We start from the raw sequence: 17,513 nt of genomic DNA on the forward strand, positions 1-17,513 counted from the left end.
TTATACAGCTTCGGGATTTTCAAAATAATCAACTTTCAATAGGGTTTTCAAACAAATTGAGGGCGTTACGTTTTCTGAATATATCCAAAATCTTAATTTTGATGTGTTGTAAAATACCTAATTAAAACTTTTCAGCTTATTTAAAGGAGCGTTAAATATTGTTAATATATATAATTTAGTATGAAATTGTTTAGAAATGTATTCAAACTAAAACCTACATTTGCAATTGCAAAATGAGAAATTATATAGTATATTTTTTAACAAGCCTTTTTCTTCTATTCGTAGTGGAAAGCAAAATCAGTGTTAAAACATTAAGAAACGATTATACCAGTCATAATTCTCATAATTTACCTAAAAGGGCAAACCGACTTAATCAAACCTACGAAAAGCTATCCATACAACAGTCTTCTGATGACTTGGGAAATGCCTACTCATTAGAGTTTACCGAAGATGATTTTCACTTGTCGGATACCTTGCAAATAATTGTGGTTTTTGCAAGTGTTTTCTCATTAGTATATATTTTTGGGCTAAAAAGTTTTAAAAAATTAAAGCCAACTATTCATGGCTTTCTATCCAAATTTTCTACTGTTAAAAGATTCATTCTGATTTGTTCTATCAGAATATAGAAAATTTCTTTCTGATATGTTTTTCTGCTGATTATTTGGCGGGAAAGCTGCTGCGTTGTGGCTGTAGGTAATCATCACGTCGTAACCATTTTCTATTACCATTTTTTCAATTAAAACATTAACGATTTATATAAACTCTAGATTATGATGAAAAGAGTTGTCGCAAGCATTGCGCTAAGCAGCCTTTTATTGTTCAGCTGTAACAAGAAAAAAGAAGAAAAAGAAGAAGCTGCAGTTTATCCGGTTACCACTCCAGTAGTGATGGATACAGTAATTAATAAAGAATATGTAGCACAGATCAGATCTGTAAAGAACATCGAAGTTCGTGCACAGGAGAAAGGTTTTCTTGAGAAAATCTATGTAGACGAAGGTCAGTACGTTCATCAAGGGCAGGTGTTGTTCCAAATTATGCCCAAACTTTATCAGGCAGAATTACTAAAAGCACAAGCTGAAGTAGCACAAGCTACAATCGAATTGAAAAATGCAAGTACATTAGCCAACAATAACATCGTTTCTAAAAACGAAAAAGCAATGGCTAAAGCTAAATTAGATGCAGCTAATGCAGAAGCAAATCTGGCTCAGACGCATTTATCATTTACAAACATCAGAGCTCCCTTTTCAGGAATCATCAACAGATTACCATTGAAATTAGGAAGTTTGGTTGATGAAGGAGACCTTTTGACGTCACTTTCTGATAACAACGATGTTTACACTTATTTCAACGTTTCCGAGCCGGAATATCTATCCTATCAGACAAATGCGGCATCAAGGGGAAGCAATCAGGTTTCTTTGGTGATGGCAAACGGAGATCTTTTCCCTCAAAAAGGAGAGGTTCAGACTATTGAAGGTGAATTCGACAGCGAAACGGGAAATATAGCCTTCAGAGCTAAGTTCCCGAATCCCGCAAAATTATTAAGAAACGGAGAAACCGGAAAAGTAAAAATGACTTTACCTTTGAAGAATGCTTTAATTATTCCTCAAAAAGCAACGTACGAAATTCAGGATCAGAAATATGTTTTCGTAGTTGGAAATAACGGAGTGGTAAAATCCAGAAATATTAAAGTGGCTTATGAGCTTCCGGATGTTTATGTGGTAGGTTCAGGATTAGCAACCGGTGACAAAATCTTGTTAGAAGGAGTTCAGAAAGTGAAAGACGATCAAAAAGTTCAAGTTAAAGCTCAAGATCCGAAAAAAGTTCTTCAATCATTAAAATTAAAAGCAGAGTAGGACTCTATAAATGAAGCCGTATTATGTTTAAGAAATTTATTCGCAGACCTGTTCTGTCTATCGTAATCTCTTTGATTATCGTATTTATGGGAATTTTGTCTTTGGTAAAACTTCCAATTACACAGTTTCCGTCTATTTCACCGCCAAAAGTAAATATCACCGCAGAATATCCGGGCGCTAACAACGAATTGTTGATTAAATCCGTGGTTATTCCGTTGGAAAGAGGTTTAAATGGTGTCCCAGGAATGAAATATATGACTTCCAATGCCGGAAACGACGGGGAAGCTTCTATTCAGGTGGTTTTCGACTTGGGAACCGATCCGAATGTAGCAGCTGTAAACGTACAAAACCGTGTATCTTCGGTTGTAAATAAATTACCTCCTTTGGTAGTTCGTGAAGGGGTGAAAATCACCCGTGAAGAACCAAACATGTTGATGTACATCAACTTGTATAGTGATGATCCTAAAGCCGATCAGAAATTCCTTTTCAACTATGCAGATATCAACGTGATGTCGGAATTGAGAAGGGTAAGCGGAGTTGGTTTCGCTGATATCCTTGGAACAAGAGAATATGCAATGCGTATTTGGCTAAAACCAGATAGATTAACGGCTTACAGCATTTCAGCAGATGAAGTAATGGAAGCATTAAACCAACAAAGTTTGGAAGCATCTCCAGGTAAAACCGGGGAAAGTTCGGGTAAAAGATCTCAGTCATTTGAATATATTTTAAAATATCCGGGTCGTTTTAATAATGAAAAAGATTACGGAAATATTATCCTTAAAGCAAAGCCGGACGGAGAATTTATCAGATTAAAAGATGTGGCAGATATAGAATTCGGTTCCTCAATGTATGATATTTATTCTACACTGAATGGTAAACCTTCTGCGGCGATCACAGTAAAACAATCATATGGTTCCAACGCAAGTGACGTTATCAAGAATGTAAAATCTTTGATGGCTGAATTGCAGAAAACTACTTTCCCGAAAGGAATGCATTACGATATCAGTTATGACGTATCAAGATTCTTGGATGCCTCAATTGAAAAAGTAGTTCACACCCTATTTGAAGCCTTTATTTTGGTGGCAATTGTGGTATACTTATTCCTGGGAGACTGGCGTTCAACATTAATTCCGGCTTTAGCGGTTCCGGTTTCGTTGGTAGGAACTTTTGCCGTCATGTCCGCATTTGGAATTACATTAAACATGATCTCGCTTTTTGCACTCGTAATGGCAATTGGGGTTGTGGTCGATGACGCGATTGTGGTAATTGAAGCGGTTCACGCCAAGATGGAAGAGAAACATTTATCTCCGTTAAAGGCAACAGAAGAGGCGATGCACGAAATCAGCGGAGCGATTATCGCAATTACTTTGGTAATGGCATCCGTATTTATTCCGATTGCGTTCATGTCTGGTCCGGTTGGGGTTTTCTATCGTCAGTTCTCTATTACAATGGCTTCTGCGATTATCCTTTCAGGGGTTGTAGCTTTGACATTGACTCCGGCTTTATGTGCTTTAATTTTAAAAAATAACCACGGAAAACCTAAGAAAAGAACTCCAATCACCATATTCTTGGATAAATTCAACAATTTATTTACGAAAGGAGCTGGGAAGTATGAAAGAATGTTGACTAAAACTGTTAAAAAGAAAACATTTACTCTTCCTTTATTATTGGCATTCTGTGCTTGTACATTCTTCCTGAGTAACTCACTCCCTTCAGGATTTATTCCTGCTGAAGATCAGGGGATGATTTATGCGATTATCCAAACGCCGCCGGGTTCAACTTTGGAAAGAACAAATCAGATTGCAAAAGAATTACTACGAGAATCTGAAGGTATCGACGGAGTACAGTCTGTTTCTTCATTGGCAGGATACGAAATTCTTTCTGAAGGTACAGGATCAAACTCCGGGACATGTCTTATCAACCTTAAAAGCTGGGAAGACCGTAAAGAATCTGCAGCGGAAATTATAGAAAAGCTTGAAGAAAAAGCCAAAAATATTCCTGGAGCGAATATTGAATTCTTTCAGCCTCCTTCTGTTCCGGGATATGGCGCAGCAGGAGGTTTTGAACTTCGTTTGCTGGATAAAGCCGGAAGCGGAGATTACCACAAAATGGAGCAGGTGAGCAACGACTTTGTGAAAGAACTTAAAAAGCGTCCAGAGCTAGGTTCTGCATTCACCTTCTATTCTGCAAGTTTCCCTCAATATATGCTGAAAATAGATAATGATCTTGCCGAACAAAAAGGTGTGACAATCGAAAATGCAATGGATAATTTATCTACTTTAATTGGTTCGAATTATGAGACGAGCTTCATTCGTTTCGACAGACCATATAAGGTAATTGTTCAGGCAGGACCTCAATATCGTGCTTTGCCAACAGATCTATTGAAATTGTATGTTAAAAATGATAAAGATCAGATGGTTCCGTATTCAGATTTCATGCATCTTGAAAAAGTATACGGTCTTTCAGAGATGACCCGACATAATATGTACAATTCAGCACAGGTAAGTGGAACTCCTGCACCGGGCTATAGTTCCGGACAGGCTATTGAAGCTATTAAAGAAGTGGCAGACAAAACACTTCCGAGAGGTTTCGGTATCGACTGGGCAGGTATTTCCAAAGATGAGGTAAGCCGTGGAAATGAAGCAATTTTCATTTTCTTAGTGTGTTTAGGATTTGTTTATTTAATTCTTTCTGCACAGTATGAAAGTTTCATTCTTCCGTTGCCGGTAATTTTATCGTTGCCGACGGGTATTTTCGGAGCTTTCTTATGTTTAAAATTATTAGGATTAGAAAACAACATTTATGCTCAGGTAGCAATGGTCATGTTGATTGGTCTTTTGGGTAAAAATGCTGTATTGATTGTGGAATTTGCTGTTCAGAAAAAGGCTGAAGAAGGAATTCCTGTAGCTCAGGCTGCCATTGAAGGAGCTGCAATCCGTTTCCGTCCGATCTTGATGACATCTTTTGCATTCATCGCAGGTTTGATTCCATTGGTAATGGCAACCGGACCGGGTGCGGTTGGTAACCGAACAATCGGTACAGCAGCAGCAGGAGGTATGTTGATCGGAACCATTTTCGGATTAATGATTATCCCTGGATTGTACTACATCTTCGGAACGATCGCCGACAAATCAAGATTAGCAAGATATGAAGAGGAAAATCCTTTAACAGAACAAACAGAACCGTATCAACACGATGACAAATATGAAGATTTATAATAAATATATATCAGCCATCACCTTATCGCTTGTTTTAGCAAGCTGTAAGGCGCCAATGGCAACCGTGGTAAAAGATGAGGTAAAAGAAAATATTCCTCAAAACTTTAACCAGGAAGATCAGGGTGGCATAAACAATAACAGTGGAACAACACCTTGGAGGCAATTTTTTACAGATCCTAATTTGGTTTCTTTAATTGAAACTGCATTAAAAAATAATCAAGAGCTGATGATCACTTTGCAGGAAATTGAAATAGCAAAAAGTGGAGTATTAGCCAAAAAAGGAAGATTAACACCAACGGTTTCTGCAGGACTTGGGGCAGGAGTAAAAAAAGCCGGACGTTATACCAGTGAAGGAGCAGGAGACGCTTCTACAGAAATTGAACCCGGAAAAGAGATGCCGGATCCACTGGGAAATTTCGGAGGTGGATTGATGGCAAACTGGGAGATCGACATCTGGAAAAAATTAAGAACAGAAAAAGAATCTGCAGTTGCTCATTATCTTTCAACAGTGGAGGGGAAGAATTTTGTGCTTTCCAATTTAATTGAAGAAGTTGCGGATAATTATTATGAATTGCTAGCCCTGGATAATCAGCTGGATATTATTCAGCAATATATCAAGCTTCAGCAAAAAGCTTTGGAAATTTCAAAAATTCAGAAAGAAGCTGCGGCAGCAACTGAGCTGGCTGTGAAAAAATTTGAAGCTGAATTAGCAAAATCTAAAGCTACAGAATATACTATCCGTCAGGAAATTACTGAAAAAGAGAACGAAATAAATGCTCTTTGCGGACGTTTTCCACAACCGATTGTAAGAACTAAAGAAGATTTTATGACAACCATTCCACAAACGGTATATACAGGAATTCCTTCACAGTTGTTGGCAAACCGTCCTGATATCAAACAAGCCGAACTGGAATTAAAATCATCAAAATTAGATGTAGAAGCAGCCAGAAAAGAGTTTTATCCTTCATTGGAAATCTCTGCAACATTAGGATTGGAAGCTTTCAAGCCTTCTTACCTGGTGAAAATGCCGGAATCTATTGCTTCAAGCCTTATGGGAGAGCTTGCTGGCCCGCTTATTAACAAAAGTGCAATTAAAGCCAATTTCCAAACAGCGGATGCAAGACAGATCCAAGCATTATATGAATATGACAAAACAATTTTGAATGCGTATCTGGATGTTGCTAATTTGATGTCTAAAGTAAAAAACCTTGATCAGTATTATAAACTAAAGTCTGAGGAGACACAGGCTTTGGAGAAATCAATCGATATTGCGAATCAACTATTTAAAAATTCAAGGGCAGATTATCTGGAAGTTCTTCTGAACCAAAGAGATGCATTGGATGCAAAAATGGAACTGGTAGAAGCTAAACAAAAACAGCTGAGTACAGTTGTGGATATTTATAAGAGCTTAGGCGGTGGCTGGAAGTGATTATAAATCTTTAATGTTTTAAAGAAAAGAGGCTGCCTGAAAGGGAACAGTCTCTTTTCGATTATAATAACTGAGAATTTTTCAAATAAAAAAAGGTAGTGTCTCATTAACTGTGTAGGTTAAAAAGTTAGCGAGATACTACCTTTTTTAATACAAAGAGTTCCTGACTAATTCATTCTAGTCTCTTTATAGAATTACCCAAGCTGAACCTGTACTTTGTACCATAATACCTTTATGTAAGTCGGAATTATCCAACTCATAATAAGATAAATTACTTCCATTTATTCTAAAAGTACCTGAAATATTAATGTTTCCTGAAGTATCATTGATGATATGATAGATACGTCCCCTATTACTAGAAGTAGGATCCGGCAAAGAGATGCTTGCCGTAGCCAACACAGTATAATCATCGTCGGCTATAGTGCCAGAATTGAGTGTACGGATGTTAGCAGCAACTGAACCTGCTATTTCCAATGTACTATTGGGTGTTGTAGATGTTGGCACATTACCTATAATGGCTTTGTTTTTTATATGTACGGCGTCTTCTAATACATTGAGCCAAGACGAATTGCCTAAATTATCCGTACAATAAAGAGCCGCACCAAATCCTGAATTGGCAATCACTTCTATATGTCGAGTATTGTCTCCATTATTTACGACCATACTCATCCCTTCTTCTGGATTCATATTAAACATATCATTTCCAAAATTATCAGGGCTAGTATCTTGTATGAAGAAATTAATACTGTCATAACTGGTGTTGTCTTGTAAAAGGGTTACTTTATTCGTACCATAATTTCCTCCTATGGTAAGTCTTCCTATAGGTGAATTGGTATTGATACCCACTAACCCTGTTTGTCCTACATTGGCATTGAATATATCGTTGGTATTTCCGTCACTGGTAATTTTGAACGATTCACTTGATCCATTATTTAAAGCAAATAAACTTTTCCCAGCCACTTCTAAACCATTTCCATTACTCGCATTGAGATAAAAATATGGAGTGGTCCAGTTCATAGCACTGTTATTAAAGTTGAGAGAACTATTGCCATTTTGTATATTAAAACCTTCTTCCGGATTGGCAAATACCCTGAGATCTGCATTAAACTCACCCTTGTCTAGGAACATATTGAAGCCTCCAATAAGTGTAGGATTACTAGGATAAGCTCCAAATTGCATGTAACTATTGCCTGAAGGATTATATACCTGAAAGTTGGAAAAGTTAGCATTGTTTGTTCCTTTCACTAATACATCCCCACCTACTTGTAGTTGCGCTGCAGGCTCTGAAGTTCCTGTATTGATGCCTATATAGCCTGTGTTTTGATTGATGCGAATCTTTGCACCATATTGTCCAGAACCATTGGTTACAAAACCATACGAAAAGGTGGGATTGTTGGTACCATTACCCACGGGATCAGTTCCAGCAATTAGATTATCACCTTCATACATACCAAATTCTTGGTCTTGTATACCCTGCCTCAAGTTGGCTTTACCAAAGTCAGTAGCATTTCCTCCAAAGTATATACCCCCACGTACGTCTAGTTTCTCTACAGGGTTATTTGCTGTACCTATGGCTATATTACCATTATCCTTGATGCTAAATTCTGTACCAGAAGGTCTTGTTGTGTTTCCGTCTGATAAAGTCCCTAGTGTAACTTGTGCATTAGTATTGTCATTTACAAAAGCATCATTAGTAGTATCAACCGAAGGAATTGCTGGAGTAAGTGCTTTCCAGATGCTATTGGCTGCATCATAGTAATAGTACCCTGGGGCAGTAATATTGATGGTCTTGGAAGATGGTGTGGAATCGGCTTCTGTGGCGTAGAGTAATGCACTGTTTTGGTCGATACCCATTTGTGAATCCATCAATCGTATTTCATAGCCTTTTAGTCTAGGTATTAGCATACCTTCTGCGGTAGTACCATTACTATTCTTGGCTGATATATCTAGAGTAGTTTTAGGTGTAGCAGTGTTGATGCCTATTTGAGCCTTTGCTATTGATAGCACGAGAAAAAACACGAAAAAAATAATAGATTTGTTCATAGAAATTAGTTTTGACTATAAATCTATTATAATTTTATCACAAAACCAAGCTTAAACTATAATTTAAGCTAACAATTATATGAGTTTCTAAATAACGTAAAAAATAAATTTCCTTCTTACGTTGGGGATTTGCAATTCTTTTATTGGAAATCGCAACAGACTATGGAGGTTCTAATGCAATGATGAATGATATTGAATTGAAAGAGTTGAAAATTAAGCGCAGAAGCAAACATCCTTAAAAGCAAATACAAAGGTAGGTGATTTCCTTAACAATCTTATTAAAAAACCACTAATTTGAAAGGCCCGGAGCGGGTTTGTGTCTTTCTATTTTTCAAGATGAATAAAAGCCGGATTATTGATTTATTCGGAGGTTTGTGATCAATTAAAAATGGCCTTCTTGGAAAGTTTATTTTATGTATGTATTTTATTTGTAAAATTAGCCTATTTTATGCCTATTTTGTTTCGATAAACTATGAAAATTTTCAATATTTTTCAAAAGAAGAAACTATTAGAATAAAAAAGTACTGAAAATCAGTACCTTAATATGCAGAAAGGAAGGGATTCGAACCCTCGATACAGTTACCCGTATACTACCTTTCCAGGGAAATAAAATGTAAATATAAGAATCTTATTATCAATATTTTATTATTGTGTTTTAGTTTTTGGTATGTAAATAGTTGGCAAAATATGCGTTTTTTGTGTAAGAAAATGTTTCTTGCGACGAGTTTTGTCGTGTTACGGAGTGATATTTGTGGAAAATTAAAAAAGTAGATTAAAAATAGATTTAATATCTTTGCAAACTTTTTTTTCAAAAAAAATTGTAACTTACAACCATAAAAAATACAAAAATGTACACCTGCTTTGATATTGCAAAACAATTTTTAAAGTTAGCTAGAGAAGATGGGGAGGTTGTTGAACCTATGAAACTTCTTAAATTAACATACATTGCACATGGATGGTATCTTGGATTTTTTGATAAACCTTTAATTAAAAATACTGTACAAGCATGGAAATATGGTCCGGTAATACCGGAACTATATCATGTTATTAAAAGGTTTGGATTTGGTAATGTTGAAATCGAAATTATAGATTTATATTCGGAAAATAAATTATCAAATACTGATAAATCATTTATAAAAACTATTTGGAATACATATAAAGGATTTACAGGCCTTCAGCTTTCCACAAAAACTCATATGAAAAATACACCGTGGGATGAAGCATATGATCCTAAAATTTATCATAAAACAATTAGCAATGAACTGATCAAAGAACATTACAAAAAACTAATTGATGAACGTAGATAATATATCTCCAAATAACAAGGATGACCCAAATCATGATCAAGTAAATGAATTCTTTGATGATTTCAATGTTGCAGAGGAAGAGCAAGAAGAATTAAGCATTACTGAAGAATCCGGAGAAATTGTTTTAGAGGAATTAGCCGAAAGTGCAAGTTCTTTGCAGGATTTTAAGAACTTTCAGAAACACGAAGAATTTAGGTTGAAGGTTTTAGAATTCAAGCTAAGAAAGAAAACTCAACTAAAAGAAAGTCATTCTAAATTTAAAGATAAGAAGAATGAGCGTAGATTACGAAAAGAAAATGCTAAAAAAGCTTTTTGGTTTTCAAGTATCTGGGCTGTATTTATTGCTTTTTTTATTCTATTACATGGTTTTAAAGAAATAAAGGTACCTATGTTTCTTAGTATTATTGAGATAAAGTTTAGTATAACCGAAACGGAATTCATGTTTGTATGTGGAACTTTAACAGCATCAATATTAATTTTCTACCTAACTGTAATAAAAAATTTGTTTCCAAATAAGCTTGAAGAAAAATCATCTTCTAAAAATACAGAAAATCAATCCTCCCCCAATTAGGAGGATTGATTGTCATTTTTTTACGTTAAGTTTTGAAATTATGGTCTTTATTTTGCATTATAGAAAATATAGTTTTAATTGATATATTTTAAGTTGCATTATTTGATATTAAGTTATTTTATTTACTTTTGTTGAAAAAATACAGTTGCAAGTTTTGTATTTATTTATGAGTTTTAATCCAAAATTTGATTAACTTTTTGTAACTTGTATAAAAATATTCATATATAAAAAGAAAAACATCATGGAATTTAAAGAAGCAACAATCGAAATTCATCGGAAAGCAGGATTGTTAAAATCTGTTTCTGTAGCCATGCCTACATGGGATAAAGATGAAAATGATGGTTCTATTTCTGTAAATATTCCGCTTTTCGGTTTAAAGGCTTTTGTGTTTGATGATATGGATCAGGATGTAGTTGTTAATGACGTAATAAAGTCATTTTGCATAAGTGCGGAAAAGTTTGGAACAGGATTAGAATCTGAACTAAGTGTACTTGGATGGGAATATTGTGAAGAAAATGAAAACAAAATCACAATGTCTTATCTTGTTCATAGCAAGGATTTTGTTATATTACAATAATGTGATATTTTTGCAAAAAAAATACATTACAAATATGAAAACAATAACTCCAAAAAATGCATTAAATGAAAGGATGCTATATTTAATCGATAGCAATCATTTTGCCTTGAAGGTTGACAACAATCCTAGTAGAGATAAAATTGAAAGGATAAAGCAATCAATCATTAGAAAGCAACAATTGTTTGAGAGAACAATTCAACATTACAAAAAAGAAAGATCTTTGTAATGCAAAAAGTTAGTAAAGATCTGGTATACGGAATACATGTCTATACATTACCAACTAAGAATAAAATCCCTTATCAGTTAACATTCGAGAGGGATTTATTTTTTGATAGAATTAATGTTAACCTCTTACCTCTAATTGATCCTGAGAAAAACCATTGCCTTGACCTGAGAGAATTGGTTTGTAATAGTTTTGTTGATTATTTCAAAAATAATAGCAGCGAAACGGTTTATTTTGAAGTCGATTTAACGACCAGGTCGGGATTATTAAAGATGATAAAATTTTTAAAATGGTTTATACCATATAAAGAAGAATATGTTATTTCTTTTGAGCAAACTATTACTAAAGGAATATCTTATATGGAAGTTTATATAAAAATGAAATCTCAAAATTGATATTAGTACTATAACAAATATTTATGTTTTCTTATCCCCCTAGTTGGGGGATTTTTTATTATCTGCTACGTCTTTTAGCTTTCCCGCTTCGTCTGTGTTCGACAACATTAAAGAGGTATGTTATTTCTCCGAGATTGAGTATAAAATCAGCATGATCTGCATTGAGAGAGTGGCAAGTAATTTCCCCGGTTTCTACGTTATGATCTGTAATTTCTTTTAGCATGATCCCCTTTGTTCCGTGCGCAATGACAAAATCCCACTCTTTATAATGTAATTTATATTGCCATAGATCTCGTTTGACTTCACGGCATATCACGATGTCCCCGGCAAAGTATTCCGGCTCCATGCTGTCCCCGTCAACTTCAAACGCCAGATAATTGCCTTTGTGTTCTTTATCGGCTTCAACAAGAACCGTAGGCATATCTTTGAGGTATTCCTCGGAATAATAGCTGTATGCAAATTGGCATATAAAATACATATGTGATAAGCTTCAGCAGAAAGTTTTTTCTCTTTTAAAAGTACAAGCCTTTGAAGAGCTTTTATATTCTAACATTCCAGATCTTGAAAGAATTAAAGAAAGAATCCCGGAAGATATAATAAACGAAGTTTTATCACAAAAAGAGAATACACCCTTTAACGAACTTTTGGACTCGGAAGGCTTTATTAAAACTAAATATGAAGAGCTTCTATTCGAATGCCGACATATCAATTTAAATATTTCGCCCGGAACTACAAAATCAACAATTATATCGAGAATGTTTTCCGCTTGGTGTTTTGTGATAGATCCTACCCTTTTTATCTTGGTAACTACCAGAGCATCAAAGAATGCTGAAGCTTTTGCAGACAAGACCAATGATATACTACGTTCAGAATCTTTCATTAAAATATACGGAAATATTTTAGCAAAAGACAGTACCAGAACTGTTATAAAAACAAATAAAGGAGGCCAAAGACATACTTATACAACCCTGTCAAAGGAAAACACGGGAAAGCACTTTAATATTATCATATTCGACGATATACAGGCATTCACTGATTTGGTAAACTTGGGAGAGTTAAAAGCTACAAACTCAGGAATAGATGCGTATTTAACGCGTGTAAAATCAAAAACATCTTACATACTTATCAACTGTATGCAACGTTTAGGGATGGCAGATGCTACCGATTACCTATTTCACGGAAAGTATTATGAAGAACCTAAATTCTCGGAGAATCAATATGAAGATATTATACTCCCCGCTCAGCTCACTGAAGATGTAAGACCAAAAGAGCTTGCAGAATTCTATGTAAATGATCTTTTTGATCCAATTAGAATGAGTTCAGCAGTTTTAGTAAATGAAAAAAGAAAAGCTGGAAATAAATTTGATCCTCAGTTTCTGCAAAAGGCGGTCGCATCACAAGATGAGATAATGTACTATGATGGCGTTACAATGACAAGTGAGTTAAATGATAACTACGAAGCTACTTTCTCATTTACTGACCTTAAAGACACGGGTGAGGATTCTTACGCCTCTTTGATTTTAGGAATAAAACAAGGTAAAGCATATGTTATTGATGTAGTGTACAACAAAAATAGCTTACATGATAACGAAAGTAAATTGGTCCAAAAAACAAAAGATTACAAAACTTCTCAAAACTACGTAGAAAGCAATAGCAATCAATCATACATCGACAATGATTTAACCTATAAAATCTTTAACTTAAAACCTCGTTATCAGTCAAATAATAAGCTGGAAAGAATAAAATCAGTAAGGCACATATTTAAGTTTCTGCATTGGTTTGAGAACCACCCGAACCCAGAGTATCAGGAAGCGATAGCGCATATTAAACAGTTTCCATTTTCCCCGCACAAAAATTATGACGATGGTATTGAGGACGTTGCGACATACGCATTAGACTTTTTACAAGGGCATTACCCTTTTATTGTCACAGATGTAAGTTTTAATGTTGGAAATAAAAATTAAAAAATGAAGAATGAAAAGAATTTGGAAGGTAGAGAACCAGACGGGAAATTCGCAGAAGGTAATCCATTTGGTCGCCCCGCAAAATATGAAGATGAAAATTCTCTAGCAATAAAACTTTTAGAGTACTTTGAATGGATTCAAGGCGAATATATTATAGAGCGTAAAATCACTAGTAAAACAACAGGTAAAGGCAAAGATGCAGTTACAACTACCGAGGATGAACCTGTAAAAATCTGGGTTCGATACCCTGAAAAACCTACCGTTACAGGCGTAGCTATTTTCTTAGGTTTTGAAAGTCGCCAATCACTTTATGACTATGCTAAAAAAGCCCCGTTTTCTTACGTCGTAAAAAAAGCTTTGCTAATCGTTGAGAATAACTACGAAAAAGGATTATGGAGCGACAAGGTCGCAGGTGTTATTTTCGCACTTAAAAATATGGGTTGGGCAGACAAGATAGAATTAGAAGATAAGGGAACTGAATCACAAATAGACTACTCCAAACTATCCGATGAAGAACTTGAAACCTTGAAAAATTTAACCGAAAAAGCAAAGAAAAATGATTAAATATTATCATAAGTTTACAAATTTACAGAATAAAATGAATTCAGTTTTTGCACTAAAGAAGATTATTTTTGAAGATTTAAGTGCATTTACATATGAAGAACTTAAAGAATTTCATAATGGTCTGATTAAGAAGCTAAAAAGTTTAAAAGGAGACAAAAAGGTAGATGAGTTTCTAAACGATCTCATCAAAAACCACGAATTTGAAAGGCAGCCGGACGGCTTGTATTTATCAATTTTCAAGATCAAAAAAAATGGATTTCTGATTTATCCTGAAGTATGTGATCAATTAAAAAACGGCATGGGTAAGCCGTTGACTATGGTAAAGATGTATTTGAAATATAAAAATAGTTGTAGGAAAAAAAATTAAATTATATTTGCATTAAATAACAAAAAAACTTATGAAAAAGAATTTTACTTCAAAGCTATTGGCATTAATGGCTTTACCTTCATTTTTTATCTTGAATGCACAATGTAATCCTGTGAATGTTCCTTATCTTGAAGATTTTAATAGTACTCCATTTGATAGTATTCCAACATGTACTTCCCAAGATGCTGGAGGTAATTTTACAGTAGCTGATTTTGATTCTCCAGGTCTTTTGGGAGAAATAACAGAGAGTAATACTAACGCTTGGTTTTTTACAAAAGCAATTAATCTGCAAGCTGGTACTTCTTATACTGTATCATTCAAACATATAGAAGCAGATTTAAATGCAACTTTGAAAATAGCATACGGAAATTCAGCTTCACCAAGTTCTATGATAAACGCTACTTCCATAACGCCTAATACAACAGATGTAGGTTTGTTACCTGCTACATATACCTTTACTCCAGCATCTTCGGGTGTTTATTATGTGGGATTTGATTTACTAGCTACTAATGCTACCGATAATGATCCTAGTCTGGTGGTAATTGATGATATTTCTGTAACACAAAATGTATTATCAACTTCAGAAGTAATTGAAAAAAGAGATGTGAGCATTTATCCTAATCCAGCTACAGATTATCTTATAGTACAATCAAAGCGGAAGATCTCAGGAGCTGAAATATTTGACATATCCGGAAGAAAAGTAATGTCATCTGATAAAGCTGATAAAATCAATGTTTCTGCATTAATAAAAGGTTCTTATATTTTGAATGTAAAAAATACAGACGGTACTTCAACCTCTCATAAATTTATCAAAAAGTAATAAGATTATAAAGAATAACTTGTAATAGCCACGACTTAATCTGACAGTTAGGGGTTAAAAATAATTGTCAGTTATCCAACATTTTCCTTACTTCCAAAAGTAAGGATTTTTTGTTCCTCAGCAAGAGTTTCCAATAATTTCTCTTTTGCTATAGTTTTACTATCCAAAAACGTCTGCATCGGTGTTTTACCGTAACAATGTTTTCCTGTATGCGTTCTTTCGTTGTTGTAATACGACAACCAGCTGTTTAAGTCTAATTGCAGTTCTTCAATGCTTCTGTAAATTTTCTTTCTGAAAGCTATGGCATAAAACTCGTCCTGTAAATATCTTCTTTCCCATTTTAATTGCTCTTTTAGAGTATGCCAATAATTAACATTATCAAGAATATCTATATTAAAATCGACTAATTCTTCTGAATTTTGTATATGAGTATCAATATTTCCAATGACATAATTCATTATTCTATTTCCAATGGCAATATCACTAAACAGATTCCAATTTCCCTGTATTTTTGAAATTAATCGCTCTCCATCAGTTTTTATTTGGAATTTATCGAACAATTCCTTGAAAAAATCAAATAATTCTTCAAGATTAATGGTTTCAATATCTTTTTTCTTACAAAACCCACATCCATTATTATGTCCAGATGAAATTATAAATCTCTTTAATTCATTATCTGAAAAACAATCTTTACAAACTAGCATTACAATGAATTTAGAAAGTTGCTAATAACAATTAAATGATTTTTATAGATATTTTTTTTACTGTTCCTAGTCCTGGGTATCTACCAATACTCCCATTTTCATTTTCAAAAGTTAAATTACCTTTGTTTTTTTCTATTAAATTATATCTTTCTAGTTTTATATCTATTGATTTGAAATCTTCTTTAAGCCATCTTTTAACTTCTTTCCTTGTGAAAAGAGATGAAAAGTCACGGAGTTGATTTATATGATATAGCATTAGATATTTTTGTGTAAAAGTATAAACAATTTTTTAACTGATGATAAAGGTATTCTCATCATTAGTCATTTTTAAGTATAATAAATTTTGAATAATGCAATATGAACTCGCAACTATTTTTGAGACGAAATAATTATTTTAACTACATTATGTAATAAAAAAACTACAATTAATTAAGGTGATTTGTTACAAATATCACTATTAAAAGAAATTTACATAGAATATAAAAACTATACGCCTAATTAAAACGTCTCAAAAAGACCATTTCAAGGTCACTTTATTGTGAATTTAGTGAAATATATATGGCACTATTTCAATATTAAAGGAATTATTTTTTTTTAAAAAAATAAATAACATAAAAAACATATATTACTGAAAAACAAATAATTAATATTTTCAAGTAATAATTACCAAATTAATTTTTATTTGACCTAATCAATCATTAGATATACAAATTTCGCATAATATGTAGTATTAGTTTTACAAATAGTAATTATTTATCTAAAACCATTCATCTATTTCTATTCTAATTTTGTAAAATAATCAAAATTTGAGCTTTATTATTTAATTAATATTTGATTATAAGAAACTTAGAATTCAGAGCTTATGTATAATGGTTTGATTATAAATTATAAAAATTTTAACGCTATGAGAAAAAAAATTTTATTACTTCTATTTTCGCCTGCTATTTATTATTCCCAAGTAGGCATAAATACATCTAATCCCCAAGCTTCTTTCCATGTAGATGGGGCCAAAGACAATGCTTTGACTGGAACTCCCACCATAGTGCAACAATCTAATGATTTTGCAGTATCAAACCTAGGCAGAGTAGGTATTGGGATTACAAATCCTGCAGCAAGACTCCATTTATATAATCATATTGCCGGATCAGAAATTAATGATGATTATCTTTTTGATGATGAAAGCCCAATCTCGAATACGCAAGTATTGATGCTGCGTCGCTCTAATGCCGGAGTAAATTTATTAAATGACAATGTTATTGGCTCAGTATTATTTAATGCCAAGGTTAATGGAGGCTTTTCTTATGGTGGAGCAGGTATCATGGGCATCCATAGAGGAAACGGAACAATTCAAAATAACGCATTGGCTTTTCTTATTAATAGCAATAGTGAAGCTGGGCGTTTTGATGAATTTGGAAATTTAGGAATTGGTGTAGCAGCACCTAAAAATTTACTTCATTTAGGAGGTGCAGTAGGAAGCA

General features: G+C 33.8%; 15 protein-coding genes and 2 pseudogenes. 13 read left to right on the plus strand and 4 right to left on the minus strand.

What is annotated here, in order from left to right; genetic code table 11:
* Positions 1-233 precede the first annotated feature (233 nt).
* The 4 genes from BW926_RS10740 to BW926_RS10755 all read left to right on the plus strand — a co-directional run bounded on the left by BW926_RS10740 (position 234) and on the right by BW926_RS10755 (position 6,500).
* Positions 234-626 (plus strand): hypothetical protein, encoded by a 393-nt coding sequence (locus BW926_RS10740; protein WP_076446990.1) that lies wholly within the window; start codon positions 234-236, stop codon positions 624-626.
* A gap of 147 nt (positions 627-773) precedes the next feature.
* The gene (locus tag BW926_RS10745) at positions 774-1,853 is read left to right on the plus strand and encodes an efflux RND transporter periplasmic adaptor subunit (RefSeq protein ID WP_076446991.1); all 1,080 of its coding nucleotides are present in this window, start codon (positions 774-776) and stop codon (positions 1,851-1,853) included.
* 23 nt (positions 1,854-1,876) lie between these two features.
* Positions 1,877-5,071: an efflux RND transporter permease subunit gene (locus tag BW926_RS10750; RefSeq protein ID WP_076446993.1), complete on the plus strand. Its 3,195-nt coding sequence runs from the start codon at positions 1,877-1,879 to the stop codon at positions 5,069-5,071.
* Positions 5,058-6,500 (plus strand): TolC family protein, encoded by a 1,443-nt coding sequence (locus tag BW926_RS10755; RefSeq protein WP_076447015.1) that lies wholly within the window; start codon positions 5,058-5,060, stop codon positions 6,498-6,500. The genes BW926_RS10750 and BW926_RS10755 overlap by 14 nt, the downstream gene beginning before the upstream one ends.
* 186 nt (positions 6,501-6,686) lie before the next feature.
* Here the strand turns inward: BW926_RS10755 and BW926_RS10760 are convergent, their stop codons facing one another.
* On the minus strand, positions 6,687-8,543 hold the full coding sequence (locus tag BW926_RS10760) for a hypothetical protein (protein WP_076446994.1): 1,857 nt from the start codon (positions 8,541-8,543) through the stop codon (positions 6,687-6,689).
* An 848-nt stretch (positions 8,544-9,391) separates the two neighbouring features.
* Here BW926_RS10760 and BW926_RS10765 point away from each other — a divergent pair.
* The 4 genes from BW926_RS10765 to BW926_RS10785 all read left to right on the plus strand — a co-directional run bounded on the left by BW926_RS10765 (position 9,392) and on the right by BW926_RS10785 (position 11,616).
* A complete protein-coding gene (locus tag BW926_RS10765) occupies positions 9,392-9,850 on the plus strand; it encodes a Panacea domain-containing protein (RefSeq protein WP_076446996.1) in 459 nt (152 codons plus the stop codon).
* Complete coding sequence (locus BW926_RS10770; protein ID WP_076446998.1) at positions 9,837-10,421, plus strand: hypothetical protein; 585 nt, start codon at positions 9,837-9,839, stop codon at positions 10,419-10,421. Before BW926_RS10765 ends, BW926_RS10770 begins: the two co-directional genes overlap by 14 nt.
* Positions 10,422-10,662: 241 nt before the next feature.
* Entirely contained in the window at positions 10,663-10,998 is a 336-nt protein-coding gene (locus BW926_RS10775; protein WP_076446999.1) for a hypothetical protein, read from the plus strand.
* 225 nt (positions 10,999-11,223) lie between these two features.
* Positions 11,224-11,616 (plus strand): hypothetical protein, encoded by a 393-nt coding sequence (locus BW926_RS10785; RefSeq protein ID WP_076447003.1) that lies wholly within the window; start codon positions 11,224-11,226, stop codon positions 11,614-11,616.
* A 58-nt stretch (positions 11,617-11,674) separates the two neighbouring features.
* Here the strand turns inward: BW926_RS10785 and BW926_RS10790 are convergent, their stop codons facing one another.
* Positions 11,675-12,094: a S24 family peptidase gene (locus tag BW926_RS10790; RefSeq protein ID WP_083672308.1), complete on the minus strand. Its 420-nt coding sequence runs from the start codon at positions 12,092-12,094 to the stop codon at positions 11,675-11,677.
* A gap of 277 nt (positions 12,095-12,371) precedes the next feature.
* On the opposite strand from BW926_RS10790, the gene BW926_RS10795 reads away from it, so the two are divergent.
* The 4 genes from BW926_RS10795 to BW926_RS10810 are packed head-to-tail and all read left to right on the plus strand — an operon-like array spanning position 12,372 to position 15,331.
* A complete protein-coding gene (locus tag BW926_RS10795; protein WP_076447006.1) occupies positions 12,372-13,580 on the plus strand; it encodes a hypothetical protein in 1,209 nt (402 codons plus the stop codon).
* Between the two features lie 3 nt (positions 13,581-13,583).
* A complete protein-coding gene (locus tag BW926_RS10800; protein WP_076447007.1) occupies positions 13,584-14,144 on the plus strand; it encodes a terminase small subunit in 561 nt (186 codons plus the stop codon).
* A 34-nt stretch (positions 14,145-14,178) separates the two neighbouring features.
* Complete coding sequence (locus BW926_RS10805) at positions 14,179-14,511, plus strand: hypothetical protein (protein ID WP_143756538.1); 333 nt, start codon at positions 14,179-14,181, stop codon at positions 14,509-14,511.
* 31 nt (positions 14,512-14,542) lie between these two features.
* Positions 14,543-15,331, plus strand: coding sequence for a T9SS type A sorting domain-containing protein (locus tag BW926_RS10810; RefSeq protein WP_076447010.1), 789 nt, complete (start codon positions 14,543-14,545; stop codon positions 15,329-15,331).
* A gap of 71 nt (positions 15,332-15,402) precedes the next feature.
* Here BW926_RS10810 and BW926_RS14750 read toward each other — a convergent pair.
* Positions 15,403-15,648, minus strand: a pseudogene (locus BW926_RS14750) (IS481 family transposase); the annotation flags it as partial.
* Between the two features lie 418 nt (positions 15,649-16,066).
* Complete coding sequence (locus BW926_RS10820) at positions 16,067-16,291, minus strand: hypothetical protein (protein ID WP_076447012.1); 225 nt, start codon at positions 16,289-16,291, stop codon at positions 16,067-16,069.
* Positions 16,292-16,939: 648 nt separating this feature from the next.
* Here BW926_RS10820 and BW926_RS10825 point away from each other — a divergent pair.
* Positions 16,940-17,513: pseudogene (locus tag BW926_RS10825) on the plus strand (hypothetical protein); the annotation flags it as partial.

This window comes from Chryseobacterium sp. RU37D, from assembly GCF_900156075.1.
Taxonomy (GTDB): Bacteria; Bacteroidota; Bacteroidia; order Flavobacteriales; family Weeksellaceae; genus Chryseobacterium.

Bases quoted from the DNA above. Each gene is read 5' to 3' on its own strand.
- BW926_RS10800 (WP_076447007.1), top strand. From the start codon at position 13,584: ATGAAGAATGAAAAGAATTTGGAAGGTAGAGAACCAGACGGGAAATTC.
- BW926_RS10805 (WP_143756538.1), top strand. From the start codon at position 14,179: ATGAATTCAGTTTTTGCACTAAAGAAGATTATTTTTGAAGATTTAAGT.
- BW926_RS10765 (WP_076446996.1), top strand. From the start codon at position 9,392: ATGTACACCTGCTTTGATATTGCAAAACAATTTTTAAAGTTAGCTAGA.
- BW926_RS10795 (WP_076447006.1), top strand. From the start codon at position 12,372: ATGTTTTCCGCTTGGTGTTTTGTGATAGATCCTACCCTTTTTATCTTG.
- BW926_RS10820 (WP_076447012.1), bottom strand. From the start codon at position 16,291: ATGCTATATCATATAAATCAACTCCGTGACTTTTCATCTCTTTTCACA.
- BW926_RS10740 (WP_076446990.1), top strand. From the start codon at position 234: ATGAGAAATTATATAGTATATTTTTTAACAAGCCTTTTTCTTCTATTC.
- BW926_RS10810 (WP_076447010.1), top strand. From the start codon at position 14,543: ATGAAAAAGAATTTTACTTCAAAGCTATTGGCATTAATGGCTTTACCT.
- BW926_RS10790 (WP_083672308.1), bottom strand. From the start codon at position 12,094: ATGTATTTTATATGCCAATTTGCATACAGCTATTATTCCGAGGAATAC.
- BW926_RS10755 (WP_076447015.1), top strand. From the start codon at position 5,058: ATGAAGATTTATAATAAATATATATCAGCCATCACCTTATCGCTTGTT.
- BW926_RS10750 (WP_076446993.1), top strand. From the start codon at position 1,877: ATGTTTAAGAAATTTATTCGCAGACCTGTTCTGTCTATCGTAATCTCT.
- BW926_RS10770 (WP_076446998.1), top strand. From the start codon at position 9,837: ATGAACGTAGATAATATATCTCCAAATAACAAGGATGACCCAAATCAT.
- BW926_RS10785 (WP_076447003.1), top strand. From the start codon at position 11,224: ATGCAAAAAGTTAGTAAAGATCTGGTATACGGAATACATGTCTATACA.
- BW926_RS10745 (WP_076446991.1), top strand. From the start codon at position 774: ATGAAAAGAGTTGTCGCAAGCATTGCGCTAAGCAGCCTTTTATTGTTC.
- BW926_RS10775 (WP_076446999.1), top strand. From the start codon at position 10,663: ATGGAATTTAAAGAAGCAACAATCGAAATTCATCGGAAAGCAGGATTG.
- BW926_RS10760 (WP_076446994.1), bottom strand. From the start codon at position 8,543: ATGAACAAATCTATTATTTTTTTCGTGTTTTTTCTCGTGCTATCAATA.